Consider the following 26,177-nt stretch of genomic DNA (forward strand, 5'->3'; position numbering starts at 1 on the left):
GCGCTTAGGCTGCCCCGCGCTCGCGGAACCCGGGCGGTGCCAGCAGTTCGGCCATTTGCCTGTGGGTGGTCTGGAGCGCCTCGATGGCCCCGTCGAGATCGAAATCCGCTTCGCGGATCGATGCGAAGAACCTGGCCGTCAGCGCCAGGTCAAGCTTGACGCGCGTTGCCCCGTCGCGGCTCTTGCGGCGGTCGAGCGACAAATGGAGCGCTCGCAGCCTGGCCTCTGCCGGCGTGCAGCCACTGAGCGTCGCCAGTTCGTCGTAGGTCATCCAGATCTGGGGCATGTTCTCGTCATTCCTTTGCAGCGGCCGCATCCTAGCGCTCTGCGTGTAAATGCACCGTTGCCGCGCCGCCGTCGCAGCCCGTTTCACTGCGACACCGTTATCGCAAGACTAAGATACGGGAGGCCTCGCAGGCGCAGGGAACTGGCGCGGCCGCGAACGGCTGTCGAGGCCCTTGGGCAATTTGTCATTGAGCTTCACGACAGCGGATCGAGCCTCCGCAGCCGGCGCATCGTCCCGGCAGAAGATCAGCGTCACCTCGAACATCACGTCGGGCGCTTGCTTGGCTTTCCCGGAGCAGGTCGCCAGCGCGCCGCTGCACACGCCCGCGAGTTCGACCTCGACCTCGTCCAGACCGAACACGGTCGGCGGTCCCTCGGCATACCGCCGCGTGGTCAGCACCGCCGTGAAGTGCTGGTCGTCAGCGAACCGATAGGACCCGCCATAGGTGAAGAAGCTGTCGCTGCCGGAGATCCGTCCATCCGCCAGATGCACGATGCCCGTGCCCTGGGCGCGCGGCGTCCTGAACCAGGCCGCGTATTTGCCGTCTCGCATCATGGAAGCACCCACCGTAGAATTCACCGGTATTTGCAACCAAGTCTGGGGCGCGACAATGACCGATGCGGCGAGCATTCCGCCACGGTTAATGCCCTGCAAAGCAGACCCGTCAAATTGCCCCCGCCGCACGAGGCGATCGCTGCGGCGCGTCAGAACAATTCTATGCCGTCGTCCGCCGGTTCGACCGCCTCGACCCGGCGCGAGGCGGCGGTCGATACCAGTCCAAGCGTTTGCAGGAAGTCGCGATGAACGTCGCGCTCGCGTTCCATGGTGTAGCGCGCGAAGAGATCGTCGAGGATCGCCTGATCCTGCACCTCCACCTGTAGCCGCTGCGCACCCGCCGCGCCCGCAGTCTCCAGCCGCGCGGCGACCGCAGGCAGGGCCGCCGAGCTTTCGCCGAGCATGGTCATCAGGCCTTGGGCCGAATTCATCAGCCTCTCGAATTCCGCGCCTTCGTTCACGAGCCGGCTCATCTGCTTGCCGAGCCGCTCGGTCGCCGTCGAGCGAGGCGGCCTCGATCCGCGCGCTGCGCGCGATGATGGTGATCATCTGGATGTGCTTGAACAGCGGCTTGAGCAGCGAAGACGCCTCCGCCGTGCTCTTGCCGATCGTCTCCAGCAGCGCGCTTTCCGCGGGCAGCGCCGCGGGGCAGCAGGCCACGCCGTTTCAGAAGACCGAAGCCACGCCCGTCCCGATATAGAGAGTGCAGCGGAGCGCCCTCCGGCCGAGCCCGTCCCGGCCGCCTGACAATTCGACCAACAGCTTGCCGCGGCTCTGTTTTCTCCGGTCGCCGGGTTGAACCTGTTCCTGCTAGAGTAGCACCAACAACAAAGAGTGATTCTGGTCACACTTGCCTGGAGACCCTGCTGCTAAGCATCGAACCAGGACGGGGACCGGTCATACCGTCGGTCGAACTGGATGAGAATTACAATGAAATGCCTGATCGGCGCCGCTGTCGGCGCGTTCTGTGTTGCGGCCCCTGCCTTGGCGGAGACGCCGGCCGCCATCGTCGAGGATGTGCAAGGCAAGGTCGACGGCGTCGAATTCATGGACTATGTCGCGGCCGGCAAGATCATCAAGCTCGGCCCCAAGGCCAGCATTACGCTCAGCTATCTCAAATCCTGCCTGCGCGAGACGATCAGCGAAGGCGTCGTGCTGGTCGGCGCCGAGCAAAGTACCGTGCAGCTCGGCGAGGTGCAGCGCGCCAAGGTGCCGTGTGACACCAAGGCGGCGCAGCTCTCCGAACGCGAGGCGAACCAGAGTGCCGCGACCACGTTCCGGACCATGCGGTCCGATGCCAAGGCCGCTCCATCCAGGCTGCCGACGATCTATGGCGTCGCGCCGCTCATCCAGGCCAAGAGCGGCAGCACGCTGGTGATCGAGCGCACCGACGGCAAGGAACCCACGATCAGCGTGCCGCTCAAGAGCGACGTCATGACCCGCGGCAAGTTTTATGATTTCGCCAAGGCCGGGAAGTCGCTGACCCCGGGCGGCAGCTATCTCGCAAGCCTCGGCAGCAAGCGCTACACCTTCCAGGTCGATGCCAGCGCCACCGCATCGCCGACCCCGATCATCGGCCGCCTGCTGCGGCTCGAATAGCGGACCTAGCGACGGGGCGATGCGGCGGATCGGGGGACGGGACATCGTTGCAGCGATTCTGATTGCGCTCCTCGCGGGCGCAATTTTCACGTCTCCGCCGCTTCAGGTCCTGCAAGGCCTCTCGCTCGACATCCTCACGGCGCTGCGCGGCAAGCTCATTGCCGACCGCCGCGATCCCGCCAATTCGCCGGTCGTCGTCGTGGCGATCGACGGTGAGACCTACGAGACTCCCCCCTTCAAGGGATCGCCGACGCAGACCTGGACCCGCGAGATCGGCCGGGTGCTCGGCAGCATCACCGAAGGCGGCGCCAGGGTGATCGGTTTCGACGTCATCTTCAAGAACTCGATCGAGCAGTCGGAGATTCCCTTTGGCGACACCGCGCTAGGCGGCCGCATGAAAGGATTCGATCGGGATTATCTCATCGCGCTGCGGCAAATCTCCGACAGCGGCAAATTGGTGCTGGGCGAAATCCTCAGCAATGACCATCCGGAAGTGCCCTATCGCGCCCAGCAAGTGGCCGTGCGCAACACCGTCCGGGCGCTCAATGTCCATACCGACCACGACGACGTCATCCGGCGAATGCCGCTGAGCTTCGCCATCGAGGGCCGGCCGGTCCCCGCGATGGCGGTCGAGCTCGCTGCGCGCGCGACCGGCGCAAAGCCAGCGATTGCGCCTTCCGGCGCGACCGATTTGTCCGGCTACGCGATCCCGAGCGCGGTGCCGAATACGATGACGCTCAACTTCCGAGGGCTGGGACGCGACATCCCGACCTTTTCCTTCGTCGACCTGCGTGCCTGCGTCGAAAAGAGCGACCGCGATTTCTTTCGCCGCGCTTTCGACGGCAAGGTCGTGCTGCTTGGCACGGTGTTGAATTTCGAGGACCGCAAGCTTACCTCGATGCGCCTGTCCGGCGGCCACGACGGCACGCCGGCCCCCCGATGCGCCCTGCCCGCGCCGGCAAGCACGCCGCAGAAATCCCGCAGCGACGTCGCGGGCGTGTTCGTCCACGCCACGGCGGTCCGAAACCTGATGGAGCACGACGCTGTTACCGAGCTCGGTTTTCCGATGCGGGCCGTTCTCACGATCGCGTTCGCTGCAATCATCGCCTGCGCGGCCTCCATATTCGTGCCGACCGGGGCGCTCGCGGCCTGGCTCGTCCTCACTGCCGTTTACGCCGCCGTGGCCGTCGCGGCCTTCGTTCACGCCCAAGCGCTGCCGCTGACCGAGCCGGCGCTCGCAAGCCTTGCCGCGATCGGGATGATGATCGGCTACCGCTTCGTGCTGGCCGACCGCGACGAGCGCTTCCTGCGCAAGAGCTTTGCGCTCTACCTCGCGCCCGAGGTGATCGAGACCATGGTCGCCTCCGGCAAGATGCCGGCGCTCGGCGGCGAGATGCGCAACGTCACCATGTTCTTCTCCGATCTCAGGGGTTTTTCGTCCATTGCCGAGACCATGACGCCGGGCGAGCTGGTGACGCTGATGAACGAATATCTGTCCGCCATGACCGACATCATCGAAGGCCATGGCGGCTATGTCGACAAATATATCGGCGATTCCATCGTCGCCATGTTCGGCGCGCCGGCCGACGATCCCGCACACGCAACGAATGCGGTTCGCGCCGCGCTGAAGTGCCACGACAAGCTGGCGGAGCTCAACGCCGACAACCCTGCCTTCGCCGGCCACGGCCTGTCGCATCGCATCGGGCTGAACAGCGGCGAAGCCGTGGTCGGCAACATCGGCTCGCGCCGCCGCTTCAATTACACCGTGATGAGCGACACCGTGAACGTCGCCTCGCGGCTCGAGGGTGCCAACAAATATTACGGCACCGCGATCATGGCCTCCGAAACCACGATGGCGCAGACCGGCGATGCCTTCGCCTGGCGCGAGCTCGACGCGATCAGGGTGCTGGGCCGCGGCGAGGCCATCAAGGTGTTCGAACCATTGGCCGAGAAGGGCGCGGAGAGCGACCGCCAGGCGAAGCTGGCTGCTGCCTATGCGGACGGGCTCGCCTGCTGGCGGTCAAGGGAGTTTGCGAAGGCCGCTGACGTTTTTCGGCAGATGGCAGAAGCCGATCCGGCCTCAGCGCTGTTCGCCGGGCGCGCGAATGCGCTTGCGGCAAATCCACCGCCGCCGGATTGGACACCGGTCAATATTCTGGAAGGGAAGTAGTGGCGCTTACCCTCCCCTGGAGGGGGAGGGTCGGCTCACATTGAGCGCAGCGAAAATGTGAGACGGGGTGGGGTGATCTCTCCACACGGGCACCGTCTCAATGGAGAGACTGTCACCCCACCCCGCTCGCGCTGCGCGCGACCGACCCTCCCCCTCCAGGGGAGGGTAAGTGGGGATCGGTCTAAAACGGCAGGCCCACGTAGTTCTCCGCGAGCAGGCGCTGCACGGTCTCGGACGAGAGCAGATAGTCCAATTCCGTCTGCTGCAGCCGATCCTCATAGGCGAGGCGGTCGGGGAAGCGGTGCAAGAGCATCGTCATCCACCAGGAGAAGCGTTGCGCCTTCCAGATCCGGGCGAGCGCCTTGGCGGAATAGCCTTTGAGGCCGGAATCATCGCCGCGCTGATAATGTGCGAGCAGGGCGTGATAGAGGTAGTAGATGTCGGACGCGGCGCTGTTCAGCCCGCGCGCGCCGGTCGGCGGCACGATGTGGGCGGCATCGCCGGCGAGGAACAGCCGGCCATAGCTCATCGGCTCGGCGACGAAGCTGCGCAGCGGCGCGATGCTTTTCTCGATCGACGGCCCCGTGATCAAATTGCCGGCGACTTGGTCCGGCAGGCGGCGCTTCAGCTCGGCCCAGAACGCATCGTCCGACCAATCCTCGACCTTGTCGGTCAGCGGCACCTGGATGTAGTAGCGGCTGAGTACCTGGGAGCGCAGCGAGCACAGCGCAAAGCCGCGCTCGTGCTTCACATAGATCAGCTCGGGCGACACCGGCTTGGTGCGCGACAGCACGCCCAGCCAACCGAACGGATAGACCTTTTCATATTCGCGCAGCACGTCCTTCGGGATCGACTTGCGGCTGACGCCGTGAAAACCGTCGGCGCCGACGACGTAATCGCACTCGATCCGGACCGTCTCGCCGTTCGATCGAAAGGTCACGTAGGGCCGGTCCGACGTCAGATCGTGCGGCGCCACGTCTTCCGCATTGTGCACGACCTTGCCGCCGAGGCGGTCTCGGGCCTCATAGAGGTCGCGCGTCAGCTCGGTCTGGCCGTAGACCAGCACCGAATTGCCGCCGGAATGCTTGTGCAGATCGATCTTGGACAGCACGCCATCATGGGCGATCTCGAAACCGGTGTGGATCTCCCCCTCGCGGTCCATCCGCTCGCCGCACTGGGCCTCGCGCATCAGCTTCGCAAAGCCGTGCTCGAGCACGCCGGCACGGATGCGGGCGAGCACGTGATCGCGGCTGTATTTCTCCAGCACGATTGTGTCGATGCCCTTCAGGTGCAGAAGCTGGGACAGCAACAACCCGGACGGCCCACCGCCGATGATACAGACCTGAACTTTCATTTTTGCATCCTCCCGTCGGCACTTTTTTGCAGATCCAACGCCGCAAACCGATGGAGGGTTTTGCCTTTGTCTTGTACTATTCGAACATGAGAAGCTCAGCCCCTGCCCCGGCGATCCGGGTCTACAATCTGTTCGGCGAGTCCGGCGATCTGCCTGACGTCGTGCATTGCGAGACCATCGCGTCGCGCTCGGTGCTGCACGACTGGACGCTGGCCGTGCACCGCCACGCCCGGCTGCACCAGGTGCTGCTGATCGAGCGCGGCGGCGGCGAGGCGACGCTCGACGGACGCGTGGTGCCGTTGAAGCCGATGCAGATCGTCAACGTGCCCGTCGGCCACGTCCACGGCTTCCGCTTCGTGCCCGAGACGCAAGGATGGGTGCTGACCATCGCTGCGGAGATTCTGGACGAGGCGCTGCTCGCCGCCGAGGGCCTGCGCGGCGCGCTGTCGCGCTCGGCCGTGGTGCGCGGCACGCCGCAGATCCGCGCCATCATGAAGCAGATCTTCGCCGAGCACGCCGCACGCGATTTCGGCCGCGCGCATGTGCTGCGCGCGTTGTCGTCCGCCATGATCGGGCTGGTGGCACGCGCGCTCACGAGCGAGAGCGGCGGCAACGGCACGGTCGAATCCAGCCTGTTCCGCCGCTTCGAGGCGCTGCTGGAGCAGCACCATCTGGAGCGCTGGAGCGTCGCGGACTATGCCGAGGCGCTGGCGGTGACGCCGACGCATCTCAACCGGATCACACGGGCGGCGACCGGCGATACCGCCTCGCACCTGATCCTCAACCGGCTGATCCGCGAGGCGCGGCGGAACCTCGTCTACACCAATCTGCCGGTCTCCACGATCGCCTACACGCTCGGCTTCGAGGATCCCGCCTATTTCAGCCGCGTCTATGCCGCAGCCACGGGCGCGTCGCCGCGCGCTTTCCGCGCGCAGCTCCATGGCGAAGAGGGCTGACACATCCGACGAACGATCCGGGCGGCGCTTATGGTCGGAGGCCGGCCGCGAACTGTAATTCCGCTGGTTGTCGGTGCGGCCACTTACCTTCGTATAGGGGAAGCTACCCTTTGTACAATTGAGCAAGGGTTGCACGCGCCTTAGCGTGGCTGCATTCGGCGCCCTGGCGCTGGTGGCATCGAACCTCCTTAACCTCGGCGCAAGACGGCCCTCCTGTCCGGTCGTCTGCGTCGCTTTTTCTACAGGGCCGCCGGCGCCGTCAGTGCTTTCCGGCCCATGCAGCGTGCCCTGACGGCCGGACTGGCTGCTTTCGTTCGGAACGGGGGATTTGTGCAGAATGTCTTCGATCGAGAAGATCGCACTCTTTATCGACGGCTCCAATTTCCATGCCACGTCCAAGGCGCTTGGCTTCGACATCGATTACAGGCGTCTGCTCGACGAATTTCAAAGCCGGGGCACGCTGTTGCGCGCCTTTTACTTCACGACCGTCATCGAGGATCAGGAGTTTTCGTCGATCCGCCCGTTGATCGATTGGCTCGGCTATAACGGATACACCGTCGTCACCAAACCCACCAAGGAGTTCGTCGACGCCACTACGGGCCGCCGCAAGGTGAAGGGCAGCATGTATGTCGACCTTGCCGTGAGCGCGATGGAGCTTGCCGAACGTGTCGACCAGATCGTGTTGTTCTCGGGCGATGGAGATTTTCGTTCGCTGGTGGAGGCTCTGCAACGCCGCGGCGTCCGCGTGACGGTCGTCTCCACGCTCGCCACTCAGCCCCCCATGGTCGCCGACAACCTGCGCCGGCAGGCGGACGTTTTCATTGATCTGGTCGCACTGAGACCAAAGGTCGGCCGCGATCCGGTCGACCGGCTGGCATCGCGCGAGGTGCGGCAGCCACCGCAATTCCTCGCGCGCGGAACGATCAAGCGCGACGACCGGGTAGAGTGACCCTGCGGGACGCCGCCCGATCGTCACACGTCGAAGAACACCGTCTCCTCCGGCCCCTGCAGATTGATCGTGAAGGAATACACGACCTTGCCGCCGCGCTCGGTGCGCTTTGCGATCAGGGTCGAGCGCCGGGACGGCTGCTCGATCAAATTCAGCACGGGGTCGGCGGCGTTGGCGGCCTCTTCATCCGAGAAATAGAGCCGGGTGTTGAGGCCGATATTGATGCCGCGCGCGACGATCCAGACATTGACATGCGGCGCGCATGTCCGGCCCGCTCTGTCGATGATGGCACCCGGCTTGATGGTCTCGAACGTCACGAGGCCACTCTCGAAGTCGGAGCCGGCGCGGCCCCAGCCGCGAAACTCCTCACTCAGCGCGCCGGCCGAACGATCGGCCGGATGGTTGTAGCGGCCGCTGGCATTGGCCTGCCAGATCTCCAGCAGCACGTCGCGCAGCGGCGTGCCGGTGCCGTCGAGCACCTTGCCTTCCAGCGTGATGCGCTCGCCCTGCGTATCCGGCGTTGTCAGGACATTCGAGAAGTTCTTCTCGAAGATGTCGAAGCCGGCCATCGCCGGGATCAGTCCGATATGGACGTAGGGCCCGGCCGTCTGCGAGGCGGTTTCCTTGAGATAGTTGAGCGGCTGCGGCATGGCTCAGTTCCCCGCGGTGCGATTTTCAAAATAGGTGGAGCGCTGGCCGCGCAGGACGACGTCGAAGCGGTAGGCGAGCGAGTCGAACGGCGTCGAGGCGTTGAGATCGAGCGGTGCGACCAGGCGGTCGAGCGCATCCTTGTCCGGAATCGTCGCCAGGATCGGGCAGATCGGGATCAGGGGATCACCCTCGAAATACATCTGCGTGATCAGCCGCTGCGCGAAGCCCGAGCCGAACACCGAGAAATGGATGTGGGCGGGACGCCAGCTGTTGACGTAGTTGCGCCAGGGATAGGGTCCCGGCTTCACGGTACGGAAGTAGTAGTAACCGGTGTCGTCGGTCAGCGCGCGGCCGCAGCCGCCGAAATTCGGGTCGATCGGCGCCAGATAGGTGTCCTTCTTGTGCCGGTAGCGGCCGCCGGCATTGGCCTGCCAGAACTCGACCAGCGTGTTCGGCACGCCGCGGCCGGTCTCGTCGACCACGCGGCCGTGGACGACGATGCGCTCGCCGATCGGATCGCCGTCCTTGGCGTAGTTGCGGATCAGGTCGTTGTCGAGCGGACCGAGATCGTTATGGCCGAACACCGGCCCCGTGATCTCCGAGATCGAGCCCTCCAGCGACAGCAGAGCCTGCCGCGGCGAGCGCAGCACCGAGGATTTGTAACCCGGCGCATGCGCCGGCGGATGGATGGAACGGTCGCGCTGGAAGAAGCCGCCGTCGCCGAGCGGCGGCGTCAGGGGCTCGGGACGGTTGAGGCGGGCGTCCCGCAAGGCTGGCGCCTGGGCATTCATCGTGTCTCTCCCTGGGGGCGCCCGGTCCGGACGCGCTTATCGGGAGATCATGGCCCGGTCTATTCCCCGGATAAATAGATCGATTATAATGTATTGCATGAAAGAAATCGATCATTTGGCGCTCGACGGCCACGCGCTCGAACTGTTCCTCGCCGTGCTGGAGGAGGGATCGGTCACCGCGGCGGCAACGCGGCTCGGCCTGACGCAATCGGCGGTCAGTCACGGGCTGAACAAGCTGAGGCGGATCGCAGGCGATCCGCTGTTCGCGAAATCCGGCCGCGGCATCGTCGCCACCGCGCATGCGCAGGCCCTCGCCGCAAAGGCACGGGCGCTGATCGACGAGATGCGGAGCTTTGCCGGTGGCGTCACGTTCGAGCCGGCTCGCGCGCAGCTTTCGCTGACGATCGCCGCCAATGACTTCCAGCGCGATCTGCTGCTGCCGCGGTTCTTCGATCATGTCGCAGCACAGGTGAAGAGCCTGAACCTGCGCGTGATCCCTTCGCAGTCCCCCTCGCCCGCGATGCTGCGCGAAGACCGCTGCGACGTCCTGATCACGCCGCTGCCGCCGTCCGGTATCGACATCGTGCAGAAGCGCCTCTTGAGCGATCATTACGTCTGTTACTTCGATTCCAAGGTGCGTACCGCGCCGACCCGCCGCGGTGCCTATCTTGCGGCGCGCCACATCACGGTCGTCTATACCGACAATGAGCGGCTCGACTTCGACCGCCGGCTGGCGGCCAACGGCCTTCACCGCGACATCGCGATCTCGGTGCCGAGCTTTTCCGGCGTGCCGTCGTTCCTGCGCGGCTCGCAGATGCTGGCGAGCATGCCGAGCCTGCTGGCGTCGGGGATCATGCGCGATTTCGCGCAAACGCGGATTCCGCTGGCCTCCCGCACGCGGACGCTGGCCGAACTGCCGATGTTCATGGTCTGGCACCAGCGCTATCAGAAGGACCCGGCCCATCGCTGGGTCAGGAGCCAGCTCGAGACGGTGGCGGCAACGGCCGCCAAGGCGTGATTGGACCGTCTTTCGGAAGACCAGCCCTCGCCAAATCCACTGGTTGCGCGCCGGCCGCCACGCTAGAATTCGCCCATGACAGTGACCGACATTGCGAGCCGGACCTACAATCACAGCTGGCGGCTGGATCCCATCATCCGCAGCCTGCTTGATACCGACTTCTACAAGCTATTGATGTTGCAAATGATTCGGGAGGCCTACCCGGATCAGCAGGTGACCTTCTCGGTCATCAACCGCTCGCGCCACGTGCGGCTCGCCGAGATCATCGACGAGAGCGAACTGCGCGCCCAGCTCGACCATGCCCGCACCATCCGCTTCACCAAGAAGGAGCTGATCTGGCTCGCCGGTAACACCTTCTACGGCAAGACTCACATGTTCTCGGCGGACTTCATCCGCTGGCTGGCCGAATTCCGCCTCCCCGAATACGAGCTGCGCAAGGTCGAGGGCCAGTACGAACTGCATTTCCACGGGCCCTGGACCCACACCACGATGTGGGAGATTCCGGCGCTCGCAATCCTCAACGAGCTGCGCTCCCGTGCGGCGATCAAGGGCCGCGGCCGCTTCGAGCTCGACGTGCTCTATGCCCGTGCCAAGGCCAAGCTCTGGACCAAGGTGGAGCGTCTTCGCAAGCTGGAAAATCTGCGCCTGTCCGACTTCGGCACCCGCCGCCGTCACGGCTTCCTCTGGCAGCGCTGGTGCGTTGAGGCCGTGAAGGAAGGCCTGGGCTCGTCCTTCATCGGTACGTCCAACGTGCTGCTGGCGATGGACAACGACCTCGAGGCGATCGGCACCAACGCGCATGAGCTGCCGATGGTCGCGGCCGCGCTCGCCAAGGACGATGAGGAATTGCGCTGGGCGCCCTATCGCATTCTCGACCAGTGGCGCCAGACCTATGGCGGCAACCTTCTGATCGCACTGCCCGATGCCTTCGGCACCAAGGCCTTCCTGCGCGATGCACCGGAATGGGTTGCCGACTGGACCGGCTTCCGGCCCGACAGTGCGCCGCCGATCCAGGCCGGCGAGGAGATCGTCGCGTGGTGGGAGAAGAAGGGTCGCAACCCCAAGGACAAGCTGCTCGTATTTTCCGACGCGATGGATGTCGGATCGATCGAGGAGACCTATCATCACTTTGCCGGCCGGGTGCGGCTCTCCTTCGGCTGGGGCACCAACCTCACCAATGATTTCGTCGGCTGCACGCCGGACGGCTCGTTCAATCTCGATCCGATCTCGCTGGTCTGCAAGGTGTCGTCGGTCGACGACCGTCCCGCCGTCAAGCTCTCCGACAATCCGGAGAAGGCGACCGGCATACCCTCGGAGATCGAGCGGTATCTGCGCGTGTTCGGCGACGCCGGCCGTGTGCGCAAGCCGGTGCTGGTCTAAAGCGCGATGCAATTGGGACGAATCGTCATCGCGCTTTAGGTTGTTGTTTAAGCATGATCTTTTCGGAAAACCGCTGCGCACTTTTCCGGATCATGCTTTAGCTCGGGACACATCCCTCCTCGTCAAGCAAAGCGCCCACGACGAACGCGATCAGTCGGGTCGGGCGATTTGCCGGCATTTGAAGCAATCTGCGGCCGATCATTTCACGACGCCTTCACCCTGCGACGCAGTCCTCCGCACCTTTCAGGTCGAGTTAAGCAACCATCGCCTCTACTTGGCATTGCAGGCGCAGCGCATCGTTGGGGCGTTGCGCGATTTGGGGAACGCCAGGGTGTTTCGCAGAACAGCGACATCGATGAAGGGGCGCAGCCTTCTTCACGTCATCAAGCTCGTCTCGCCTTTTGTGATGGTCGTCGTGCTTCAGGCGGCGATCGCGGGATTCAGCCTGGAGGTGATGTCGTCGGTTCGCGCCTATGTCGCGGGCGAAGCATTGTGGTCGCGCTCGCAGAAGAACGCCGTCTATTTCCTTAATCTCTATCTGCATTCCGGCGAGGCCAGCCAGTTCGCGCAGTACCAGGCCTCGCTCGCCGTCCCCATCGGCGACGAGTTCGCGCGCTGGGCACTCGAGCGCGATCCGGTCGACGTCGAGGCGGCCCGCATCGGCTTCCTGCAAGGCGGCAACCATCCCGATGACGTTCCGGGATTGATCTGGCTGTTTCGCTATTTCAACCGCGTCAGCTTCCTCCAGGAAGCGATCCGCGAGTGGGCCGCCACCGACCCCATGCTGCTGGAGCTGAGCGTCTTCGGCGAAGTCATTCGGTCCGAGTGGGAGGGCGGTAGGGTTCAGGACGCAAGCCGCGTGCAAGTCCTATCGGCACGGCTCTCCGAGCTCAACACCGAGTTCACGGTGCATGCCAAACGGTTCTCGGCCGTCCTCGGTGAAGGCTCCCGCGCCATCAAGCTGACGCTGACCGGCATCAACATCGTCACCGCGGTGACCCTGATCCTGCTCCTGATCTGGCACACCAGACGATTGGTGCTGCAACGACAGGCATTCGAACACGCCTTGCATGCCGAGAAGGAACGTCTGGCCTTCCAGGCTTCGCACGACTGGCTGACCGGCCTGTCCAATCGCCGCGCCTTCGAGGCGCGACTGCAGGGCGAGCTGGACGTTGCCCCCGCGGGTTCGCTGAGCCTGATCCTGCTCGACCTCGACCAGTTCAAGAACGTCAACGACAGCTGCGGACACCTTGCCGGCGATCGCCTGCTCTGCCAGGTCTCGCGCCTCCTGCAACAGGACCGGCGTCCGCACGATTTGGTGGCGCGCCTGGGCGGCGACGAATTCGGCCTGATCCTGCCGCAGTGCTCGCCTTATGATGCGGTCGATATCGCCGAGCGGTTGCGGCGGGCGCTCGAGCTGTTCACCTTCGCCTGGGACGATCGCTGCTTTGCGGTGACCGCCAGCATCGGCGTCGCCTGCATCGCCGACAGCACCACCACGCTCGAGGACGCGATGCGGCGCGCGGATGCCGCCTGTTATCGCGCCAAGGAGAAGGGACGCAACCGGGTCCAGGTCGACGACGGGAGACCCGACGTCGTCCTCGTTGCAACCCGGCCGCGCGAGGCCGTCGCGGGGCGAGGCTGATCGCCGCCTGCGAGCCGCTTCATCTCGTCAGCCACGAGGACCGGCCGCTCGGACGCAAGCGGGATCTGGCCGGGTGCGCTAAAGGCCTGCACGACTGCCTCCTGAGCAGCTTTGCGTAAGACGCAGGGCCGCAACGCCCCGGTTGTGGTACCCCGGCCACATCATTCCCGAAAACGTTGCGTCTTTCGCATTTCGACACTTCGCTTTGCGCGCTGGTCCAAGAAGGCCAAGGCCTCCATCACTAAGCATAGCAACCGCCCAGCGTTGCTGGCCGGATTCCATCCGGACCGCATCGCGAACGGAGTTTGCAGTTGCCTTGGAATCATTGGATGACCTCGCCGTACGTCAGCGCGGCAACGACGCGCCCGCGACACGCGCTGCTCTTGAGCAGCGCGATCAGTGCTCTTGCTGCGGGTGCCACACTGCCCTGGTTCTCCGCGCCGGCAGCAGCGGCCTGCGTGATTACCGGTAGCGGTTCGCAGACGTCGCTCCAATCGGGCGATTCGATCACCTGCACCGGGGCGGGCAACACCCTCGTCAAGACGGCACCTGCGGTCAGCGGCGTCACCGTCAACATCGGCGACGGCACCGCGACGTCCGTGAATGATCCCGCCTTTGCGGGCGTCGTCTTCGAAGCCGCGTCCAATGGCGCGATCAATGTTTCCGCCAACGCGTCGATCACGTCCGCCAACAGCGACGGCATTACATTGGTCAGCGGCAGCAACAACAACGTCGTCACGATAGATGCGGGTGCCGTTGTCGGGTCGTCGGCCGTCGGAACTACGGCACTCGCCCTCTCCAATTCCAGCAACAACATCGTCGTCATCGGGGGGACGGTTGGAAGCGCCGCGCCCCTAACGAGCGGCGTTGGGATCGGCGGCGGATCGGCGAACAACCAGGTGAACATCCTGTCGGGCGGCGTTGTCCAGGCCAGCAATGTCGGGGCTGTCGATCTCAACGGCGCGGGCGCCGGGAGCATCGTCAACAACGCAGGCACGATCTCGAGCGCCTCCGGCTCCGCGATCCTCGGCTCGGCCAATCAGGACACCGTCATCAACTCCGGCACGATCATGACCGGCGCCAGCACGGCCGTAGATCTCAAGGACGGCAACGACATGTTCGAGTTGCGGACGGGATCGAGCGTCACGGGCTGGGTCCTGGGCGGCAACGGACTGGACACGTTGCGCCTGGGCGGGACCGCCAACGCGACCTTCGACCTCGGCACATTCGGCGCGGCCGGTCAATTCCGGGAATTCGAGGTGCTGGAAAAGACCGGCAGTTCCACCTGGACACTGACGGGTTCGACGACGGACACGGCGACCATGGACGTCCAGGCCGGCACCCTCATCGTCAACGGCACGATGGCCAACATCGCGACGATGGTGACCGGCGGCACGCTCAGTGGCAGCGGCATGATCGGATCGCTCACAGTGCTGTCGGGCGGCAGGGTCGCGCCCGGCAATCTCGGTCAACTAATCGTCAACACCAATGCAGCGTTCCAGTCAGGGTCGACGTACGCGATCTCGGTCAACGCGGCCGGACAATCAGACAAGATTGCCGCCATCAGCGCGACGCTGACAGGCGGCACCGTCGCCGTCACCACGCTTGCCGGCGCCTACGGCGCATCGACGCAATACACGATCCTCAGCACGACGACCGGCGTCACCGGATCCTTCGCAAACGTCACGCTGAGCGGATACAATCCGCAGTTCTTCACCTCCGCCCTTAGCTACGATGGGTTCTCGGTATTCCTGACGCTCAATTACAACTCGGCCGTCTTCCAATCCGTCGCCCAAACGCAGAACCAGAAGGCCGTGGCCGGCGCATTGAGTGCGTTCGGCCCCAACCTGCCGTTCCTGGCATCGTTCGCCGGCCAGAGCGATGCCCAGCTGCGCTACAGCCTGGACCAACTTTCGGGGGAAGCCGCGACAGGAGCCCGGCAGGGCGCTTTCCAGTTCACGGGCCAGTTCCTCGGCCTCATGCTCGATCCATTCGTCAGCGGACGCGGGACCTTGGGCAATGCGACCGGCGACACCGTGCTCGGTTTCAATCCCGCGCGCGCCGCGCTTCCGCACGATATTGCGCTGGCCTACAACAAGGTCATGGGCTCACCGGCCGCGAAGGCGCCGACCTTCGTGGAGCGCTGGACCGCCTGGGGAACGGCGTTCGGCGGCGCCAACCGCACCGGCGGCGATCCCGTGGTGATCGGCAGCCACGACCTCAGCGCGCGCGGGGGCGGCGTCGCGGCCGGAGCCGACTATCATGTCAGCCGCGACGCGATCGTCGGCTTTGCGCTCTCCGGCGGCGGCACCAAATGGGATCTGGCGCAGGCGCTAGGCGGCGGCAAGAGCGATGCACTGCAGGCCGGCGTCTATACCGCGGTGCGTGCCGGCCCGGCCTATTTCGCCGCCTCGCTCGCCGTGGCCAACCACTGGATGTCGACAGACCGCCTCGCGCCGTTCAGCAATCAGCTCACCGCGAAATTCAATGCGCAGACCTTCGGCGGCCGCATCGAGGGCGGCTATCGCTTCGCGACGCCGATCGGCGGCTTCACGCCATACGCAGCGGCACAGGCGCAGGCGTTTCGCACGCCGACTTACGCCGAGGTTGATCTGGCGGGCGGCGGTCTTGGGCTGACGTATCAGGGCCGCACCGCCTCCGACACACGGAGCGAACTCGGCGCGCGCTTCGATCGGACGACACTGATTGCACCGAATGCGGTCCTGACGTTGCGCGGTCGCGCGGCCTGGGCGCATGATTGGGTGAGCGATCCGGCACTCGTCGCCGCATTCCAGGGCCTGCCCGCCACAAGCTTCATCGTCAATGGTGCGACGCCGGCGAAGGACGCCGCGCTCGCATCCGCCGGCGCCGAGCTGAAATTTTCGAACGGTGTTTCCCTGTCTGCCAAGTTCGACGGCGAGTTCGCGGCCCGCAGCACCACCTATTCCGGCACTGCGAGCCTGCGATACGCGTGGTAGCGGCGATCCCTCATCGCGATGGCCGTGCGCCCACCGGCAAAATGCCGAGGCCGGCGAGATGGGCGTCGATGAACTGCTCGACCTGCTGGCGCAGCATCTGGGGCGGCACGGCGACCATGCGCTCCTCGAGGCCGAGCGAGATGATGCCGTGCACGGCGGAGAACAGCGTGCGCGACAACAGCGCGATCTTCACGTCGTCCGCATCCGGCAGCAGCCGCACCAGCGGCGCATGCATCAGCGCGAAGGCGTCCATCACCATCTGCAGGATGTCGTCGGGATAGGGGCGGTCATCCTCCATCCGGTGCTCGAACAGCGAGCGCAGCAGGTTGGCGTGCTCGGCAAAGAAGTCGAGATAGGTCGCGGCAAGCCCGTAGAGCTGGCGCACGGGATCATCAGCGGGAACCCCGCGAAGCCGGGCCGTGAGGGCCTGAACGGTCTCCCGGTTGACGGTCAGGATCACCCCGTCGAAGTCGCCGAACTCGTTATAGACACTGCCGACGGAACAGCCGGCGGCCTCCGAAACGTCCCGAACCTTTAACGATCTCAATCCCTTAGTCGCGATGATGCCGCGCGCGATCTCCAGGATCTGAAGCCGCCGCCGATTTTTTTTCCGGTCGCGCAGCGATTCTTCTTGAACATTGTTCATTTTCAAGCTACTCATGTGAACATTGTTCAAATTAACCCGGAGACCTGCAAAATGCAAACCTTCGCTGTTGATATCGCCGCCACCTTCGTCGACGACGCTGCTGCCCTCGTCACCGGCTTTGGCCGAACCCTGTTGCGGTTCGCCATGGCGCCGATCAATCGCATCGCCAACGCCTGCGACGTCGCCGGCGTGCTCGCGGAACGTCGGGCGGCCTTTCGGATGTGGCGGGCCAGCCGCGACCGTGCACGTTCCCAAGGGCGCAGGTTTAGCGTTCTCGGCCGCTTCTCGCCCTTTCGTCACCTCTCCCATCTGACCTGAGACGCCGGCCCATCGGGTCGGCTCGAATGCCGGGTCAGGTTGCAACGAAGGACTCACCATGCCCGGACATTCGCGGTTGATCCCGCTGGCCTCCCTGATGCGGTTCAGGTTTTCCTCATCGCCCGGACCATATCCGGGTATGCCCGAACGCGGGCCGCGACCAGATATCTGCGAACCTAACGAGACCATTAGGAGACCAACAGGATCGGAGGAACCGAGGGGACAGAGCATGCCGGCGCATCCTCGCCGTGCAATCGTTCGTCCCATGCGCTTCCGGTCGTGACGCTTCACAGACAACGTAACAACCTCAGGCTGCCTTTCCAAAACAGGACTAGTCATGATCAGGGAATTGATGTCGTCACGCCGCTTTGCGCCGCTGTTCTGGGCGCAATTCTTCTCGGCGCTCAATGACAACGTGCTCAAGAACGCACTCGTCATCATTCTGCTTTACAGTGCCGCAACCGGCCACGGCGATGCGCTGGTGACGGTGGCCGGCGCGGTCTTCATCTTCCCCTATTTCATCCTGTCCGGGCTCGGCGGCCAGCTCGCCGACAAATACGTCAAGTCCGTCGTCGCAAGGCGGCTCAAATTCGTCGAGATCTTCGCAGCATGCTTTGCCGCCGCCGGCTTCTTCCTGCACTCGGTGCCGCTCTTGTTCGCAGCGCTCGCGCTGTTCGGCGTCATCGCCGCGCTGTTCGGGCCCGTGAAATACGCCATGCTGCCGGACCAGCTCGAGCTCGGCGAGCTCGCGACCGGAAACGCGCTGGTCGAGGGCGCGACCTTCATGGCCATCCTGCTCGGCACCGTCGCCGGCGGCCAGTTCGTGGCCGGCTCCGCGCATATGGGCTGGGTCGCATCCGCCGTGGTCGTTCTGGCCCTGCTGTCATGGGCGTTCGCCTCCCGCATTCCGCAGACAACGCCCTCCGCGCCCGACCTGCCCGTGGATGCCAATCCCTGGACCTCGACCGTCAGCCTGCTCAGGACCTTGCATGCCGACCATCGCTTGTGGGACGGCACCGTGATCGTGTCCTGGTTCTGGCTGGTCGGCGCCATCGTGCTGTCGCTGCTGCCGGCGCTGGTCAAGGAAGTCGTCGGCGGCACCGAGGGCGTGGTGACGCTGTGTCTTGCCATCTTCGCGATCGGCATCGCCATCGGCTCGCTGTTCGCCGCGAGCCTCAGCCACGTTCGTCCGAACCTCGCGCTGGTGCCGATCGGCGCCATCATCATGGGATTCGCCGGGCTCGATCTGGCCTGGGCCATCGGTGTGACCGCCAAGGGCCACGACATCACCGCGCTCGACTTCGCAACCTCGTTTGCCGGCTTGCGCATGCTGGTCGATTTCGTCGCCTTCGCGTTCGGCGGCGGCTTGTTCGTCGTTCCGTCCTTTGCCGCGGTCCAGGCCTGGTCGGCCACCTCCGAGCGCGCCCGCATCATCGCCGCCGGCAACGTGTTGCAGGCCGCCTTCATGGTGATCGGCTCGCTGTTCGTCGCGCTGTTGCAGGCGGCGGGTCTCCATATCGGCTGGATCTTCTTCGGCCTCGGCCTCGCCAGCTTCGGCGCGGTCTGGTTCGTGCTGACCAAGTGGGGCAAGGAAGGCGTGCGCGATGCCGGCGGGCTTCTATTCCGCGCCCTGTTCCGCACGGAGGTGCGCGGGCTGGAAAACCTGCCGCCTCCGGGCACGCGCATGCTGATCGCGCCGAACCATGTCAGCCTGATCGACGGCCCGCTGCTGCACGCCGTGCTGCCGATCGACGCCAGCTTCGCGGTCGACACCGGCATTGCCAAGGCCTGGTGGGCCAAGCCGTTCCTGCGCGTCGTCAAGCACTACACCATGGATCCGACCAAGCCGCTGGCCGCGCGCGACCTGATCAAGCTCGTCGCTGCGGGCGAGCCCGTGGTGATCTTCCCGGAAGGGCGCATCACCGTCTCGGGATCGCTGATGAAGGTGTATGACGGCACCGCGATGATCGCGGACAAGGCCGATGCCGTGGTCGTGCCGGTCCGCATCGAAGGCGCGCAACGCTCCTATCTCAGCTATCTCACCAGCAGCCAGATCAAGCGCTCCTGGTTTCCGCGGGTGACGGTCACCATCCTGCCGCCGGTCAAGCTCCCGGTCGACGAAACGCTGAAGGGCAAGGCGCGCCGCAATGCCGCCGGCGCCGCGCTGCAAGACGTCATGATCGACGCGCTGGTCAAGAACGCCATGCTCGATCACTCGCTGTTCGAGGCGCTCGGACACGCCTATCGCGATCGCGACACCGGCAAGGTCATCATCGAGGATGCGCTCGGCACCAAGCTGACCTATCGCAAGCTGATCCTCGGCGCGCAGGTCCTCGGCCGCAAGCTGGAGGCCGGCACCGCAATCGGCGAGAATGTCGGCGTGCTGCTGCCGAATTCGGCGGGCGTCGCCGTCGTCTTCATGGCGCTGCAGAACAGCGGCCGAGTGCCGGCCATGCTCAACTTCTCGGCCGGCCCGGTCAACGTGCTCGCCGCCATGAAGGCCGCGCAGGTCAAGACCGTGCTGACGTCGAAGGCGTTCATCGAGAAGGGCAAGCTCGACAAGCTGATGACCGCGATCTCCGCCGAGGCGCGCGTGGTCTATCTCGAAGACGTCCGCGCCTCGATCGGCGTGGCCGACAAGATCAAGGGCCTGCTCGCCGGCACCACGCCGCGCGTTGCCCGCCAGGCCAACGATCCCGCCGTCGTGCTGTTCACGTCGGGCTCGGAAGGCACGCCCAAGGGCGTGGTGCTGTCCCACCGCAACATCCTGGCCAACGCGGCGCAGGCGCTGGCGCGGGTCGATGCCAACGCCAATGACAAGGTGTTCAACGTGCTGCCGGTGTTCCACTCGTTCGGCCTCACCGGCGGCATGATGATGCCGATGCTCGCGGGCATTCCGATCTACATGTACCCCTCGCCGCTGCACTACCGGATCGTGCCCGAGCTGATCTACCAGACCGGCGCCACCATCCTGTTCGGCACCGATACGTTCCTCACCGGCTATGCGCGGTCGGCGCACCCTTACGACTTCCGCACCCTGCGCCTCGTCATCGCCGGCGCCGAGGCGGTCAAGGACCGCACCCGGCAGGTGTTCATGGAGCGCTACGGCATCCGCATTCTCGAGGGCTACGGCGTCACCGAGACGGCGCCGGTGCTGGCGATGAACACGCCGATGGCCAACCGTCCCGGCACCGTCGGCCGCCTCTCGCCGCTGATGGAAAGCCGCCTCGATCCGGTCCCCGGCATCGAGGAGGGCGGTCGCCTCTCGGTGCGCGGCCCGAACGTGATGCTCGGTTACCTCAGGGCCGAAAATCCCGGCGTGCTCGAAAAGCTTGCCGAGGGCTGGCACGACACCGGCGACATCGTGGCGATCGACGCCGCCGGCTTCATCACCATCAAGGGCCGCGCCAAGCGCTTTGCCAAGATCGCGGGCGAAATGGTCTCGCTGTCGGCGGTCGAAGCCATCGCGGCGGCGTTGTGGCCGCAGGCGGCGTCCGTCGCGGTGTCGATCCCGGACCAACGCAAGGGCGAGCGCATCGTCTTGCTAACGACGCAGAAGAACGCCGAGCGTAGCGCGATGCAGGCCCAGGCCAAGGCGATCGGCGCGTCCGAGCTGACGGTGCCTGCCACGATCATCGTGGTCGACAAGGTGCCGCTGCTCGGCACCGGCAAGACCGACTATGTCACGGCAACGACGATGGCCCGCGAGCAAGCGTCCTCGCCCGAGCGCGACGTAGCGTAACCCGGCTCGTTCACCTCTCCCGCTTGCGGGAGAGGTCGCGCCGAAGGCGCGGGTGAGGGCTTTCCCCTCTTTGGGGGTTGTCCCACTGCGGAGCGACCCTCTCCCGCAAGCGGGAGAGGGAGCGCACTTCCATCGTTGAGCCGACCAAGCCTCATCCCATCATGCCTGATCACGCCGCCGATCGCCGCTCCTGTGCATAGCGCACCAAGGCGGCAAAGCGATAAATGCCGTGCACGAACTTGCCGTAGGGCATGGTGATGAACAACGCGAACACGGCGCCGAGATGCAGCGCGAGCAGCGGCCCCATCGCGCCGGTCTCGCGCAGGACCAGCAGCAGCATTCCAGTGCTGCCGGTCAGGAACAGCATGGCGATGAAGCCGACATCCATGCCGTAGCGGCTCTCATCGAGCAGCGCCGGATCGCGCCGCATCTTGGCTGCGAACAGACCGATCGGGCCAATGATCAGCCCGATGCCGCCGAGCGTGCCCAGCACCACGGGCAAGTCCCACCACGGATACGGCGCCTCGCGGCCGAGCAGATAGTGGTAGAGCGTGGCCACCGATGTCGCGGCGAAGCACAGGATGAAGCCGTAGAAGGTCAGGTGGTGATGCAGCTTGCGCCGGTCGGTCGGCTTGTCGTCCTCGTTGTAGCAGCCGACGCCGCCGCCATCGAGATAGCGCAGCTCGCCGGCGTCGCGGATCGCCTGGAAGATCGAGCCGCCGTCGGCACGGCCGCCGATGGGCGGGCCGATGTCGCGCCAGAAGGCGCGCAGGCTCATGAAAAGCGCGATAACGGCGTAGAGAAAGGCAGTACCGAACAGCGCGGCCATCACATGGTGCGGCATCAACTTGTAGAAGGCACCAGGGCCGGTGTGCACGCCGAACAGCACGCTGCGGTCGCTCAACGCAGCGAAGCCGAGGATGAAGGCGGCCATGCTGAGAGCTGCGACAAGGCTGATGACGAGACCGTTGCGCGCGAAGGCGCCGGACAGCGCGCCCGGCCAGGCATAGGCCGCATAGGATTCCGCGCGCGCGACCGCGAGCGTCTTCGGGACGTTGACGTTGAACTCGTGCGGCGGCGAGAACTGGCAGTCGACGTAGCAGGCGCCGCAGCCATGGCAGAGATTGGCGAGATAGTTGAGGTCGCCGTCAGAGAAGGCGCGGCGCATCTCCATGGCCGGAAACACGGCGCAAAGACCTTCGCAATAGCGGCAGGAATTGCAGACCGTCATCAGACGGTCGGCTTCGTCGAGGATTCTAGTTCCGTGCATGCTTTGCCGCTTCCCGCCCTGCGATTCGTCCGAACACGCTGCCGATGGTCATGCCCATGCCGGCGGCATAACCCTTGCCGAGCACGTTGCCGGCCATGATCTCGCCGGCCGCGAACATGTTGGCTGACGGCTTGCCGCCTTTCATCAGCACCCGCGCCTCCTTGTTCACGCGCGTGCCGAGATAGGTGAAGGTGATGCCGGGCCGGACTGGATAGGCGAGATAAGGCGGCGTCTCGATCTTGCGCGCCCAGTGCGTCTTGGGTGGCGTGATGCCCTCGGTCACGCAATCATCCAGAACGGTGTGGTCGAAAGTGCCTGATAGCACCGCGGCGTTGAATTCGGTGATGGTCTTTTCCAGCGCGGCCGGATCGAGCTCAAGCTTTCCGGCAAGCTCCGCCACCGTCCGGCCGGCAATCGGCGGGAACAGCGTCGGCATGAAGCTGGTGACGACAGTGGAATCGAAGATGATGTAGGCGATCTGGTCGGGCTGCGCCGCCACCAGCCGGCCCCAGATGGCGTAGCGCTTCGGCCAGATGTCCTCACCTTCGTCGTAGAAGCGTTGCGCGTGCTTGTTGACGACGATGCCGAACACGACGGAGTCGTGCCGCGTGATGATGCCGCCGTCGAACTTCGGCGCCCGGGCGTCGATCGCGACCGCATGGCACTGGGTGGGATCGCCGACCTCCTGCACGCCCTTGTCGAGCAGCATCTTCAGGATCGAGCCGCGATTATAGGGTGTGCCGCGGATCAGGAAGTTGTCGGCGGCCTCGCCCCAATATTGCTTCAGCCACTCGATGTTGGCCTCGAATCCGCCGGCCGCGGCAACCAGAGAGGTGGCGCGGATCTCGGTCTCGCCCTTGATCGGCCGCTTGAGGCGGGCAGCGAGGAACATGCCGTCCTTGATCACGAGGTCGGTGACCTCGGCATCGTATTCGACCTCGACGCCGAGGCGTTCGGCGGTGAGATAGAGCGCGTTGAGCATCGCGCGGCCGCCGCCGAGAAAGAAGGAGTTGGTGCGGCCAAGGCTCAGCGTGCCGCCGAGCGAAGGCTGCCAACGCACCCCCTGCTCCACGATCCAGTTCAGGATGTCCTTGGATTCCCGGATCATGTGGCGCGCCAGCGCCTCGTCGGTCTGCCCGCCGGTGACGCGCAGCAGATCCTCCCAAAACTCCTCCTCGGTGTAGGGACCGGTCAGGATTTCGGTGGCGGCGTCGTGGGCGCAGCGCATGTTGCGGGTGTGACGGGTGTTACCGCCGCGATAGAATTTTGGCGCGCCCTCCAGCACCAGCACAGACGCTCCGCCGCGCCGCGCCGCGATCGCCGCGCACAGCGCCGCATTGCCGCCTCCGATCACCAGCACGTCGTACTTGCTGCTCATGCCGCTCGTCCGATGCGACGAAATTGGAAATGGTCCTGCCGGCCGGCGCGTGCCGACTGCTTACCATTGCGTACTTTTGTATACAAAGATATACAGCAATGTCGCAAGCGGCATCTCTGCATGGCAGGATGCGTCGCGCGCTTCGAGGGCACTATGGCAAGACGCCCGGCAAAGACAGACGGATCGATCGTGCGCGGCGGCAGCGTTGCGCTCGGTGAAGCCGTATTCCGCTCGCTCTGCGAGGCGCTCCAGGCCGGCAGCTATCGTGCCGGCGACCGCCTGCGCGAGGAGGAGGTCGCGCAGCGGCTCAAAGTCAGCCGCACGCCGGTTCGCGAGGCGCTGGGCCGGCTCGCCGCACGCGGCTTCGTCGAGCCCGCCGCCGGCCGCGGACTGATCGTCCGCAACCTCGACATCTCCGAGGTGCTCGAGCTCTACGCCATGCGCGAGATCATGGAAGGTGCCGCCGCGCGCCTCGCCGCCGAACATGCCTCGGCCACCGAGATCGAGGCGCTCGGGGACATCGAGCAGGCCTTCGTCGAGGCTTCCGCGACGGACGCCGCCGAGATGGCGCGGCTCAACCGCGCTTTCCACGAGGCGATCTGCCGCGCCGCGCGCAACCGCTATCTCGACAACGCTTCGCGGGAATTGCAGGACTGGATCGCCCTGCTCGGCCCTACCACCTTCACCGTATCGGGGCGTCCCTCGACCAGCCACGACGAGCATCGGGCCATCATCGACGCCATCGCCGCGCGCGACGGCGACAGGGCCGAGCAGCTCGCGCGCGCCCATATCCGCGAGGCGCTGCGCTGCCGGCTCAAGCTGTTGCAGCAGCAGTAGCCGCCGGCTCAAGCCTCGAGGAGGCGCGTCAGCAGCCAATAGCCACCGAGCAGGCCGATCACCGCGGACATGGCGTAGACCAGCCTCGCCGCGCGCGCCGGCTCCTCCCGCCCGACCACAGTCAGACGATCCAACAAGCCAAGCACCGGCAGCATCAGCGCGACGATCGCAATCTGCCCGACCTCGACGCCGAGGTTGAAGGCGGCCAGCGCCGGGACGACCGCATCCGGCGGCAAGCCGATCTCCCGAAGCACGCCGGCGAAGCCGAAGCCGTGGACCAAGCCGAACAGGAACGCCACGCGCCAGCGCTTGTCGACATCGCGCGAGAAGAAGTTCTCGACCGCCACGAACACGATCGAGGCCGCGATCGCCGGCTCCACGATGTGGCTCGGGATGACCAGGACATTCAACGCCGCGAGCGACAATGTCAGGGAATGAGCGACGGTGAAGGCGGTAACGATCTTGACGACCGGCATCAGCCGGCGCGCCCATAGAACGATTGCGGCCAGGAATGCGACGTGATCGTAACCGAGGAAGATATGCTCGATGCCGGTCAGGAGATAGCGCCACATGGTCGAGGCCAGCGACGGCAGCTCCTTCGAGAGCGTGACCGTGACATTCTCGGAATCGAGCAAGGCCTGCGCCTCGGACTTGCCCTGCGCAACCAGCACGACCTGACGCGCAGCCTTGTCCCGTTCCGTCAGCACGGTGGAGCGGTAGACGATATCGCCGGCCGTGCTCGCGCAAGCAAAGCTGTTGCGATAGACGATGCCGTCACCATCGGGCAGAATCGCAGCATTGCCCGGCGCACAGGCCGCGCCGCCCCCCGTCACGGCCATATGCGTTTCGAGATAGGCGAGGATTGCTGCGCTGGCCGCTTCGACCACAGCGGGATCGACCGCGTCCTGCTTTGCGTCATACGTCCTCGTGCCGATCAGGCGATCGACATCGCTGCCCTTCAATCCGAGCTCGACCTTCACGATGCGATCGGCGGTCACCGCCACGCGCGCCGTGACGAGGTTGACCTGATGCGCCTCAGCCGGACGGTCGATGCCGAGCAGAATCGCAAGCCACAGCAGAAGCAGCCACCTCACGATCTCGCTCCACCGCCGTCACGCCAGCACATCCGCGACCACCGCTTTCACGACGTCCCGCACGTCGGTGGGCTTGAGCCGCACCTGCAGGCCGCGCTGGCCGCCATTGAGATAGACGAGATCATGCGCGAGCGCGCGCTGCTCGATCACGGTACCGACCTGCTTGCGCTGACCGAACGGGCTGATGCCGCCGACCTTGTAGCCGGTGACCCGCTCCGCCTCCGGCGGCTTCATCATCTGCGCCGACTTGCCGCCCACGGCCGCGGCGAGCTTCTTCATCGAGACTTCCTGGTCGGAGGGGACGACCACGCAGACCGGCTTGCCGTCCACCAGCGCCATCAGCGTCTTGAGGACGCGCGCGGGGTCCTCGCCGAGCGCGGCGGCCGCCTGCATCCCGATGCTCTCGGCATCAGGATCGTAGTCGTAAGCGTGGGCGGTGAAGGCAACACCGGCGGCCGTGAGCGCGCGGGTGGCTGGGGTGACTTTGGACATGCGCCAAATCTACCACCCTGATTGCGAGGAGCGAAGCGACGACGTGGGCACATTTGTCCACCGCACAA

Annotated in this window: 22 protein-coding genes; 11 read left to right on the forward strand and 11 right to left on the reverse strand. The window is 65.3% G+C overall.

Annotation, left to right across the window (positions count from 1 at the left end):
* Window positions 1–4: 4 nt before the first annotated feature.
* From AC066S_RS11685 to AC066S_RS11695, 3 genes are all read right to left on the reverse strand, one after another.
* The gene (locus AC066S_RS11685; RefSeq protein WP_126259850.1) at window positions 5–286 is read right to left on the reverse strand and encodes a hypothetical protein; all 282 of its coding nucleotides are present in this window, start codon (window positions 284–286) and stop codon (window positions 5–7) included.
* A gap of 108 nt (window positions 287–394) precedes the next feature.
* Complete coding sequence (locus AC066S_RS11690) at window positions 395–841, reverse strand: hypothetical protein (protein ID WP_126259852.1); 447 nt, start codon at window positions 839–841, stop codon at window positions 395–397.
* 149 nt (window positions 842–990) lie between these two features.
* Window positions 991–1,272 carry a hypothetical protein gene (locus AC066S_RS11695; protein WP_235885163.1) on the reverse strand — a complete coding sequence of 94 codons (282 nt, stop codon included), beginning with the start codon at window positions 1,270–1,272 and terminating at the stop codon, window positions 991–993.
* 104 nt (window positions 1,273–1,376) lie between these two features.
* Between AC066S_RS11695 and AC066S_RS11700 the strand changes: the two genes are divergently transcribed.
* From AC066S_RS11700 to AC066S_RS11710, 3 genes are all read left to right on the forward strand, one after another.
* Window positions 1,377–1,541 carry a hypothetical protein gene (locus AC066S_RS11700; protein ID WP_167767639.1) on the forward strand — a complete coding sequence of 55 codons (165 nt, stop codon included), beginning with the start codon at window positions 1,377–1,379 and terminating at the stop codon, window positions 1,539–1,541.
* Window positions 1,542–1,771: 230 nt separating this feature from the next.
* On the forward strand, window positions 1,772–2,440 hold the full coding sequence (locus AC066S_RS11705; protein WP_167767638.1) for a hypothetical protein: 669 nt from the start codon (window positions 1,772–1,774) through the stop codon (window positions 2,438–2,440).
* A 19-nt stretch (window positions 2,441–2,459) separates the two neighbouring features.
* Window positions 2,460–4,610, forward strand: a complete 2,151-nt coding sequence (locus tag AC066S_RS11710; RefSeq protein WP_478269720.1) for a CHASE2 domain-containing protein — start codon at window positions 2,460–2,462, stop codon at window positions 4,608–4,610.
* 181 nt (window positions 4,611–4,791) lie between these two features.
* Here the strand turns inward: AC066S_RS11710 and pobA are convergent, their stop codons facing one another.
* A complete protein-coding gene (gene pobA / locus AC066S_RS11715; protein WP_478269721.1) occupies window positions 4,792–5,964 on the reverse strand; it encodes a 4-hydroxybenzoate 3-monooxygenase in 1,173 nt (390 codons plus the stop codon).
* Between the two features lie 50 nt (window positions 5,965–6,014).
* Between pobA and AC066S_RS11720 the strand changes: the two genes are divergently transcribed.
* Window positions 6,015–6,920 (forward strand): helix-turn-helix domain-containing protein, encoded by a 906-nt coding sequence (locus AC066S_RS11720; RefSeq protein ID WP_126259859.1) that lies wholly within the window; start codon window positions 6,015–6,017, stop codon window positions 6,918–6,920.
* A gap of 337 nt (window positions 6,921–7,257) precedes the next feature.
* On the forward strand, window positions 7,258–7,869 hold the full coding sequence (locus AC066S_RS11725) for a LabA-like NYN domain-containing protein (protein ID WP_126259861.1): 612 nt from the start codon (window positions 7,258–7,260) through the stop codon (window positions 7,867–7,869).
* A 23-nt stretch (window positions 7,870–7,892) separates the two neighbouring features.
* Here AC066S_RS11725 and pcaG read toward each other — a convergent pair whose 3' ends face one another.
* Together pcaG and pcaH are read right to left on the reverse strand one after the other, a co-directional pair.
* Window positions 7,893–8,519: a protocatechuate 3,4-dioxygenase subunit alpha gene (gene pcaG, locus AC066S_RS11730; RefSeq protein WP_126259863.1), complete on the reverse strand. Its 627-nt coding sequence runs from the start codon at window positions 8,517–8,519 to the stop codon at window positions 7,893–7,895.
* Between the two features lie 3 nt (window positions 8,520–8,522).
* Window positions 8,523–9,311: a protocatechuate 3,4-dioxygenase subunit beta gene (pcaH, locus tag AC066S_RS11735; RefSeq protein ID WP_126259865.1), complete on the reverse strand. Its 789-nt coding sequence runs from the start codon at window positions 9,309–9,311 to the stop codon at window positions 8,523–8,525.
* 88 nt (window positions 9,312–9,399) lie between these two features.
* Here pcaH and AC066S_RS11740 point away from each other — a divergent pair, with 88 nt between their 5' ends.
* From AC066S_RS11740 to AC066S_RS11755, 4 genes are all read left to right on the forward strand, one after another.
* A complete protein-coding gene (locus AC066S_RS11740; RefSeq protein WP_478269722.1) occupies window positions 9,400–10,329 on the forward strand; it encodes a LysR family transcriptional regulator in 930 nt (309 codons plus the stop codon).
* Window positions 10,330–10,404: 75 nt separating this feature from the next.
* Entirely contained in the window at window positions 10,405–11,709 is a 1,305-nt protein-coding gene (gene pncB / locus AC066S_RS11745) for a nicotinate phosphoribosyltransferase (protein WP_478269723.1), read from the forward strand.
* Between the two features lie 331 nt (window positions 11,710–12,040).
* Window positions 12,041–13,354, forward strand: coding sequence for a GGDEF domain-containing protein (locus tag AC066S_RS11750; RefSeq protein WP_478269724.1), 1,314 nt, complete (start codon window positions 12,041–12,043; stop codon window positions 13,352–13,354).
* A 329-nt stretch (window positions 13,355–13,683) separates the two neighbouring features.
* Window positions 13,684–16,332 carry an autotransporter outer membrane beta-barrel domain-containing protein gene (locus AC066S_RS11755; RefSeq protein WP_478269725.1) on the forward strand — a complete coding sequence of 883 codons (2,649 nt, stop codon included), beginning with the start codon at window positions 13,684–13,686 and terminating at the stop codon, window positions 16,330–16,332.
* A 10-nt stretch (window positions 16,333–16,342) separates the two neighbouring features.
* Here AC066S_RS11755 and AC066S_RS11760 read toward each other — a convergent pair whose 3' ends face one another.
* Window positions 16,343–16,978: a TetR/AcrR family transcriptional regulator gene (locus tag AC066S_RS11760; RefSeq protein ID WP_135165251.1), complete on the reverse strand. Its 636-nt coding sequence runs from the start codon at window positions 16,976–16,978 to the stop codon at window positions 16,343–16,345.
* 655 nt (window positions 16,979–17,633) lie between these two features.
* Between AC066S_RS11760 and AC066S_RS11765 the strand changes: the two genes are divergently transcribed.
* The gene (locus AC066S_RS11765) at window positions 17,634–21,038 is read left to right on the forward strand and encodes an acyl-[ACP]--phospholipid O-acyltransferase (protein WP_478269726.1); all 3,405 of its coding nucleotides are present in this window, start codon (window positions 17,634–17,636) and stop codon (window positions 21,036–21,038) included.
* A gap of 169 nt (window positions 21,039–21,207) precedes the next feature.
* On the opposite strand, the gene tcuB is transcribed toward AC066S_RS11765, so the two are convergent.
* On the reverse strand, window positions 21,208–22,308 hold the full coding sequence (gene tcuB / locus AC066S_RS11770) for a tricarballylate utilization 4Fe-4S protein TcuB (protein WP_478269727.1): 1,101 nt from the start codon (window positions 22,306–22,308) through the stop codon (window positions 21,208–21,210).
* On the reverse strand, window positions 22,295–23,686 hold the full coding sequence (tcuA, locus tag AC066S_RS11775; RefSeq protein WP_478269728.1) for an FAD-dependent tricarballylate dehydrogenase TcuA: 1,392 nt from the start codon (window positions 23,684–23,686) through the stop codon (window positions 22,295–22,297). The genes tcuB and tcuA overlap by 14 nt, the downstream gene beginning before the upstream one ends.
* 153 nt (window positions 23,687–23,839) lie before the next feature.
* Here tcuA and AC066S_RS11780 point away from each other — a divergent pair, with 153 nt between their 5' ends.
* Window positions 23,840–24,523: a GntR family transcriptional regulator gene (locus tag AC066S_RS11780; RefSeq protein WP_478269729.1), complete on the forward strand. Its 684-nt coding sequence runs from the start codon at window positions 23,840–23,842 to the stop codon at window positions 24,521–24,523.
* A gap of 8 nt (window positions 24,524–24,531) precedes the next feature.
* Here the strand turns inward: AC066S_RS11780 and AC066S_RS11785 are convergent, their stop codons facing one another.
* Together AC066S_RS11785 and ybaK are read right to left on the reverse strand one after the other, a co-directional pair.
* Window positions 24,532–25,617, reverse strand: a complete 1,086-nt coding sequence (locus AC066S_RS11785) for a HupE/UreJ family protein (protein ID WP_478269730.1) — start codon at window positions 25,615–25,617, stop codon at window positions 24,532–24,534.
* Window positions 25,618–25,635: 18 nt separating this feature from the next.
* Complete coding sequence (gene ybaK / locus AC066S_RS11790) at window positions 25,636–26,109, reverse strand: Cys-tRNA(Pro) deacylase (protein WP_478269731.1); 474 nt, start codon at window positions 26,107–26,109, stop codon at window positions 25,636–25,638.
* Window positions 26,110–26,177: the final 68 nt, after the last annotated feature.

It is taken from the genome of Bradyrhizobium sp. CFUWI, assembly GCF_056429085.1.

Bases quoted from the DNA above. Each gene is read 5' to 3' on its own strand.
- AC066S_RS11685 (WP_126259850.1), bottom strand. From the start codon at position 286: ATGCCCCAGATCTGGATGACCTACGACGAACTGGCGACGCTCAGTGGC.
- AC066S_RS11690 (WP_126259852.1), bottom strand. From the start codon at position 841: ATGATGCGAGACGGCAAATACGCGGCCTGGTTCAGGACGCCGCGCGCC.
- AC066S_RS11695 (WP_235885163.1), bottom strand. From the start codon at position 1,272: ATGAATTCGGCCCAAGGCCTGATGACCATGCTCGGCGAAAGCTCGGCG.
- AC066S_RS11700 (WP_167767639.1), top strand. From the start codon at position 1,377: ATGATGGTGATCATCTGGATGTGCTTGAACAGCGGCTTGAGCAGCGAA.
- AC066S_RS11705 (WP_167767638.1), top strand. From the start codon at position 1,772: ATGAAATGCCTGATCGGCGCCGCTGTCGGCGCGTTCTGTGTTGCGGCC.
- AC066S_RS11710 (WP_478269720.1), top strand. From the start codon at position 2,460: ATGCGGCGGATCGGGGGACGGGACATCGTTGCAGCGATTCTGATTGCG.
- pobA (WP_478269721.1), bottom strand. From the start codon at position 5,964: ATGAAAGTTCAGGTCTGTATCATCGGCGGTGGGCCGTCCGGGTTGTTG.
- AC066S_RS11720 (WP_126259859.1), top strand. From the start codon at position 6,015: ATGGAGGGTTTTGCCTTTGTCTTGTACTATTCGAACATGAGAAGCTCA.
- AC066S_RS11725 (WP_126259861.1), top strand. From the start codon at position 7,258: ATGTCTTCGATCGAGAAGATCGCACTCTTTATCGACGGCTCCAATTTC.
- pcaG (WP_126259863.1), bottom strand. From the start codon at position 8,519: ATGCCGCAGCCGCTCAACTATCTCAAGGAAACCGCCTCGCAGACGGCC.
- pcaH (WP_126259865.1), bottom strand. From the start codon at position 9,311: ATGAATGCCCAGGCGCCAGCCTTGCGGGACGCCCGCCTCAACCGTCCC.
- AC066S_RS11740 (WP_478269722.1), top strand. From the start codon at position 9,400: ATGTATTGCATGAAAGAAATCGATCATTTGGCGCTCGACGGCCACGCG.
- pncB (WP_478269723.1), top strand. From the start codon at position 10,405: ATGACAGTGACCGACATTGCGAGCCGGACCTACAATCACAGCTGGCGG.
- AC066S_RS11755 (WP_478269725.1), top strand. From the start codon at position 13,684: ATGACCTCGCCGTACGTCAGCGCGGCAACGACGCGCCCGCGACACGCG.
- AC066S_RS11760 (WP_135165251.1), bottom strand. From the start codon at position 16,978: ATGAACAATGTTCAAGAAGAATCGCTGCGCGACCGGAAAAAAAATCGG.
- AC066S_RS11765 (WP_478269726.1), top strand. From the start codon at position 17,634: ATGATCAGGGAATTGATGTCGTCACGCCGCTTTGCGCCGCTGTTCTGG.
- tcuB (WP_478269727.1), bottom strand. From the start codon at position 22,308: ATGCACGGAACTAGAATCCTCGACGAAGCCGACCGTCTGATGACGGTC.
- tcuA (WP_478269728.1), bottom strand. From the start codon at position 23,686: ATGAGCAGCAAGTACGACGTGCTGGTGATCGGAGGCGGCAATGCGGCG.
- AC066S_RS11780 (WP_478269729.1), top strand. From the start codon at position 23,840: ATGGCAAGACGCCCGGCAAAGACAGACGGATCGATCGTGCGCGGCGGC.
- ybaK (WP_478269731.1), bottom strand. From the start codon at position 26,109: ATGTCCAAAGTCACCCCAGCCACCCGCGCGCTCACGGCCGCCGGTGTT.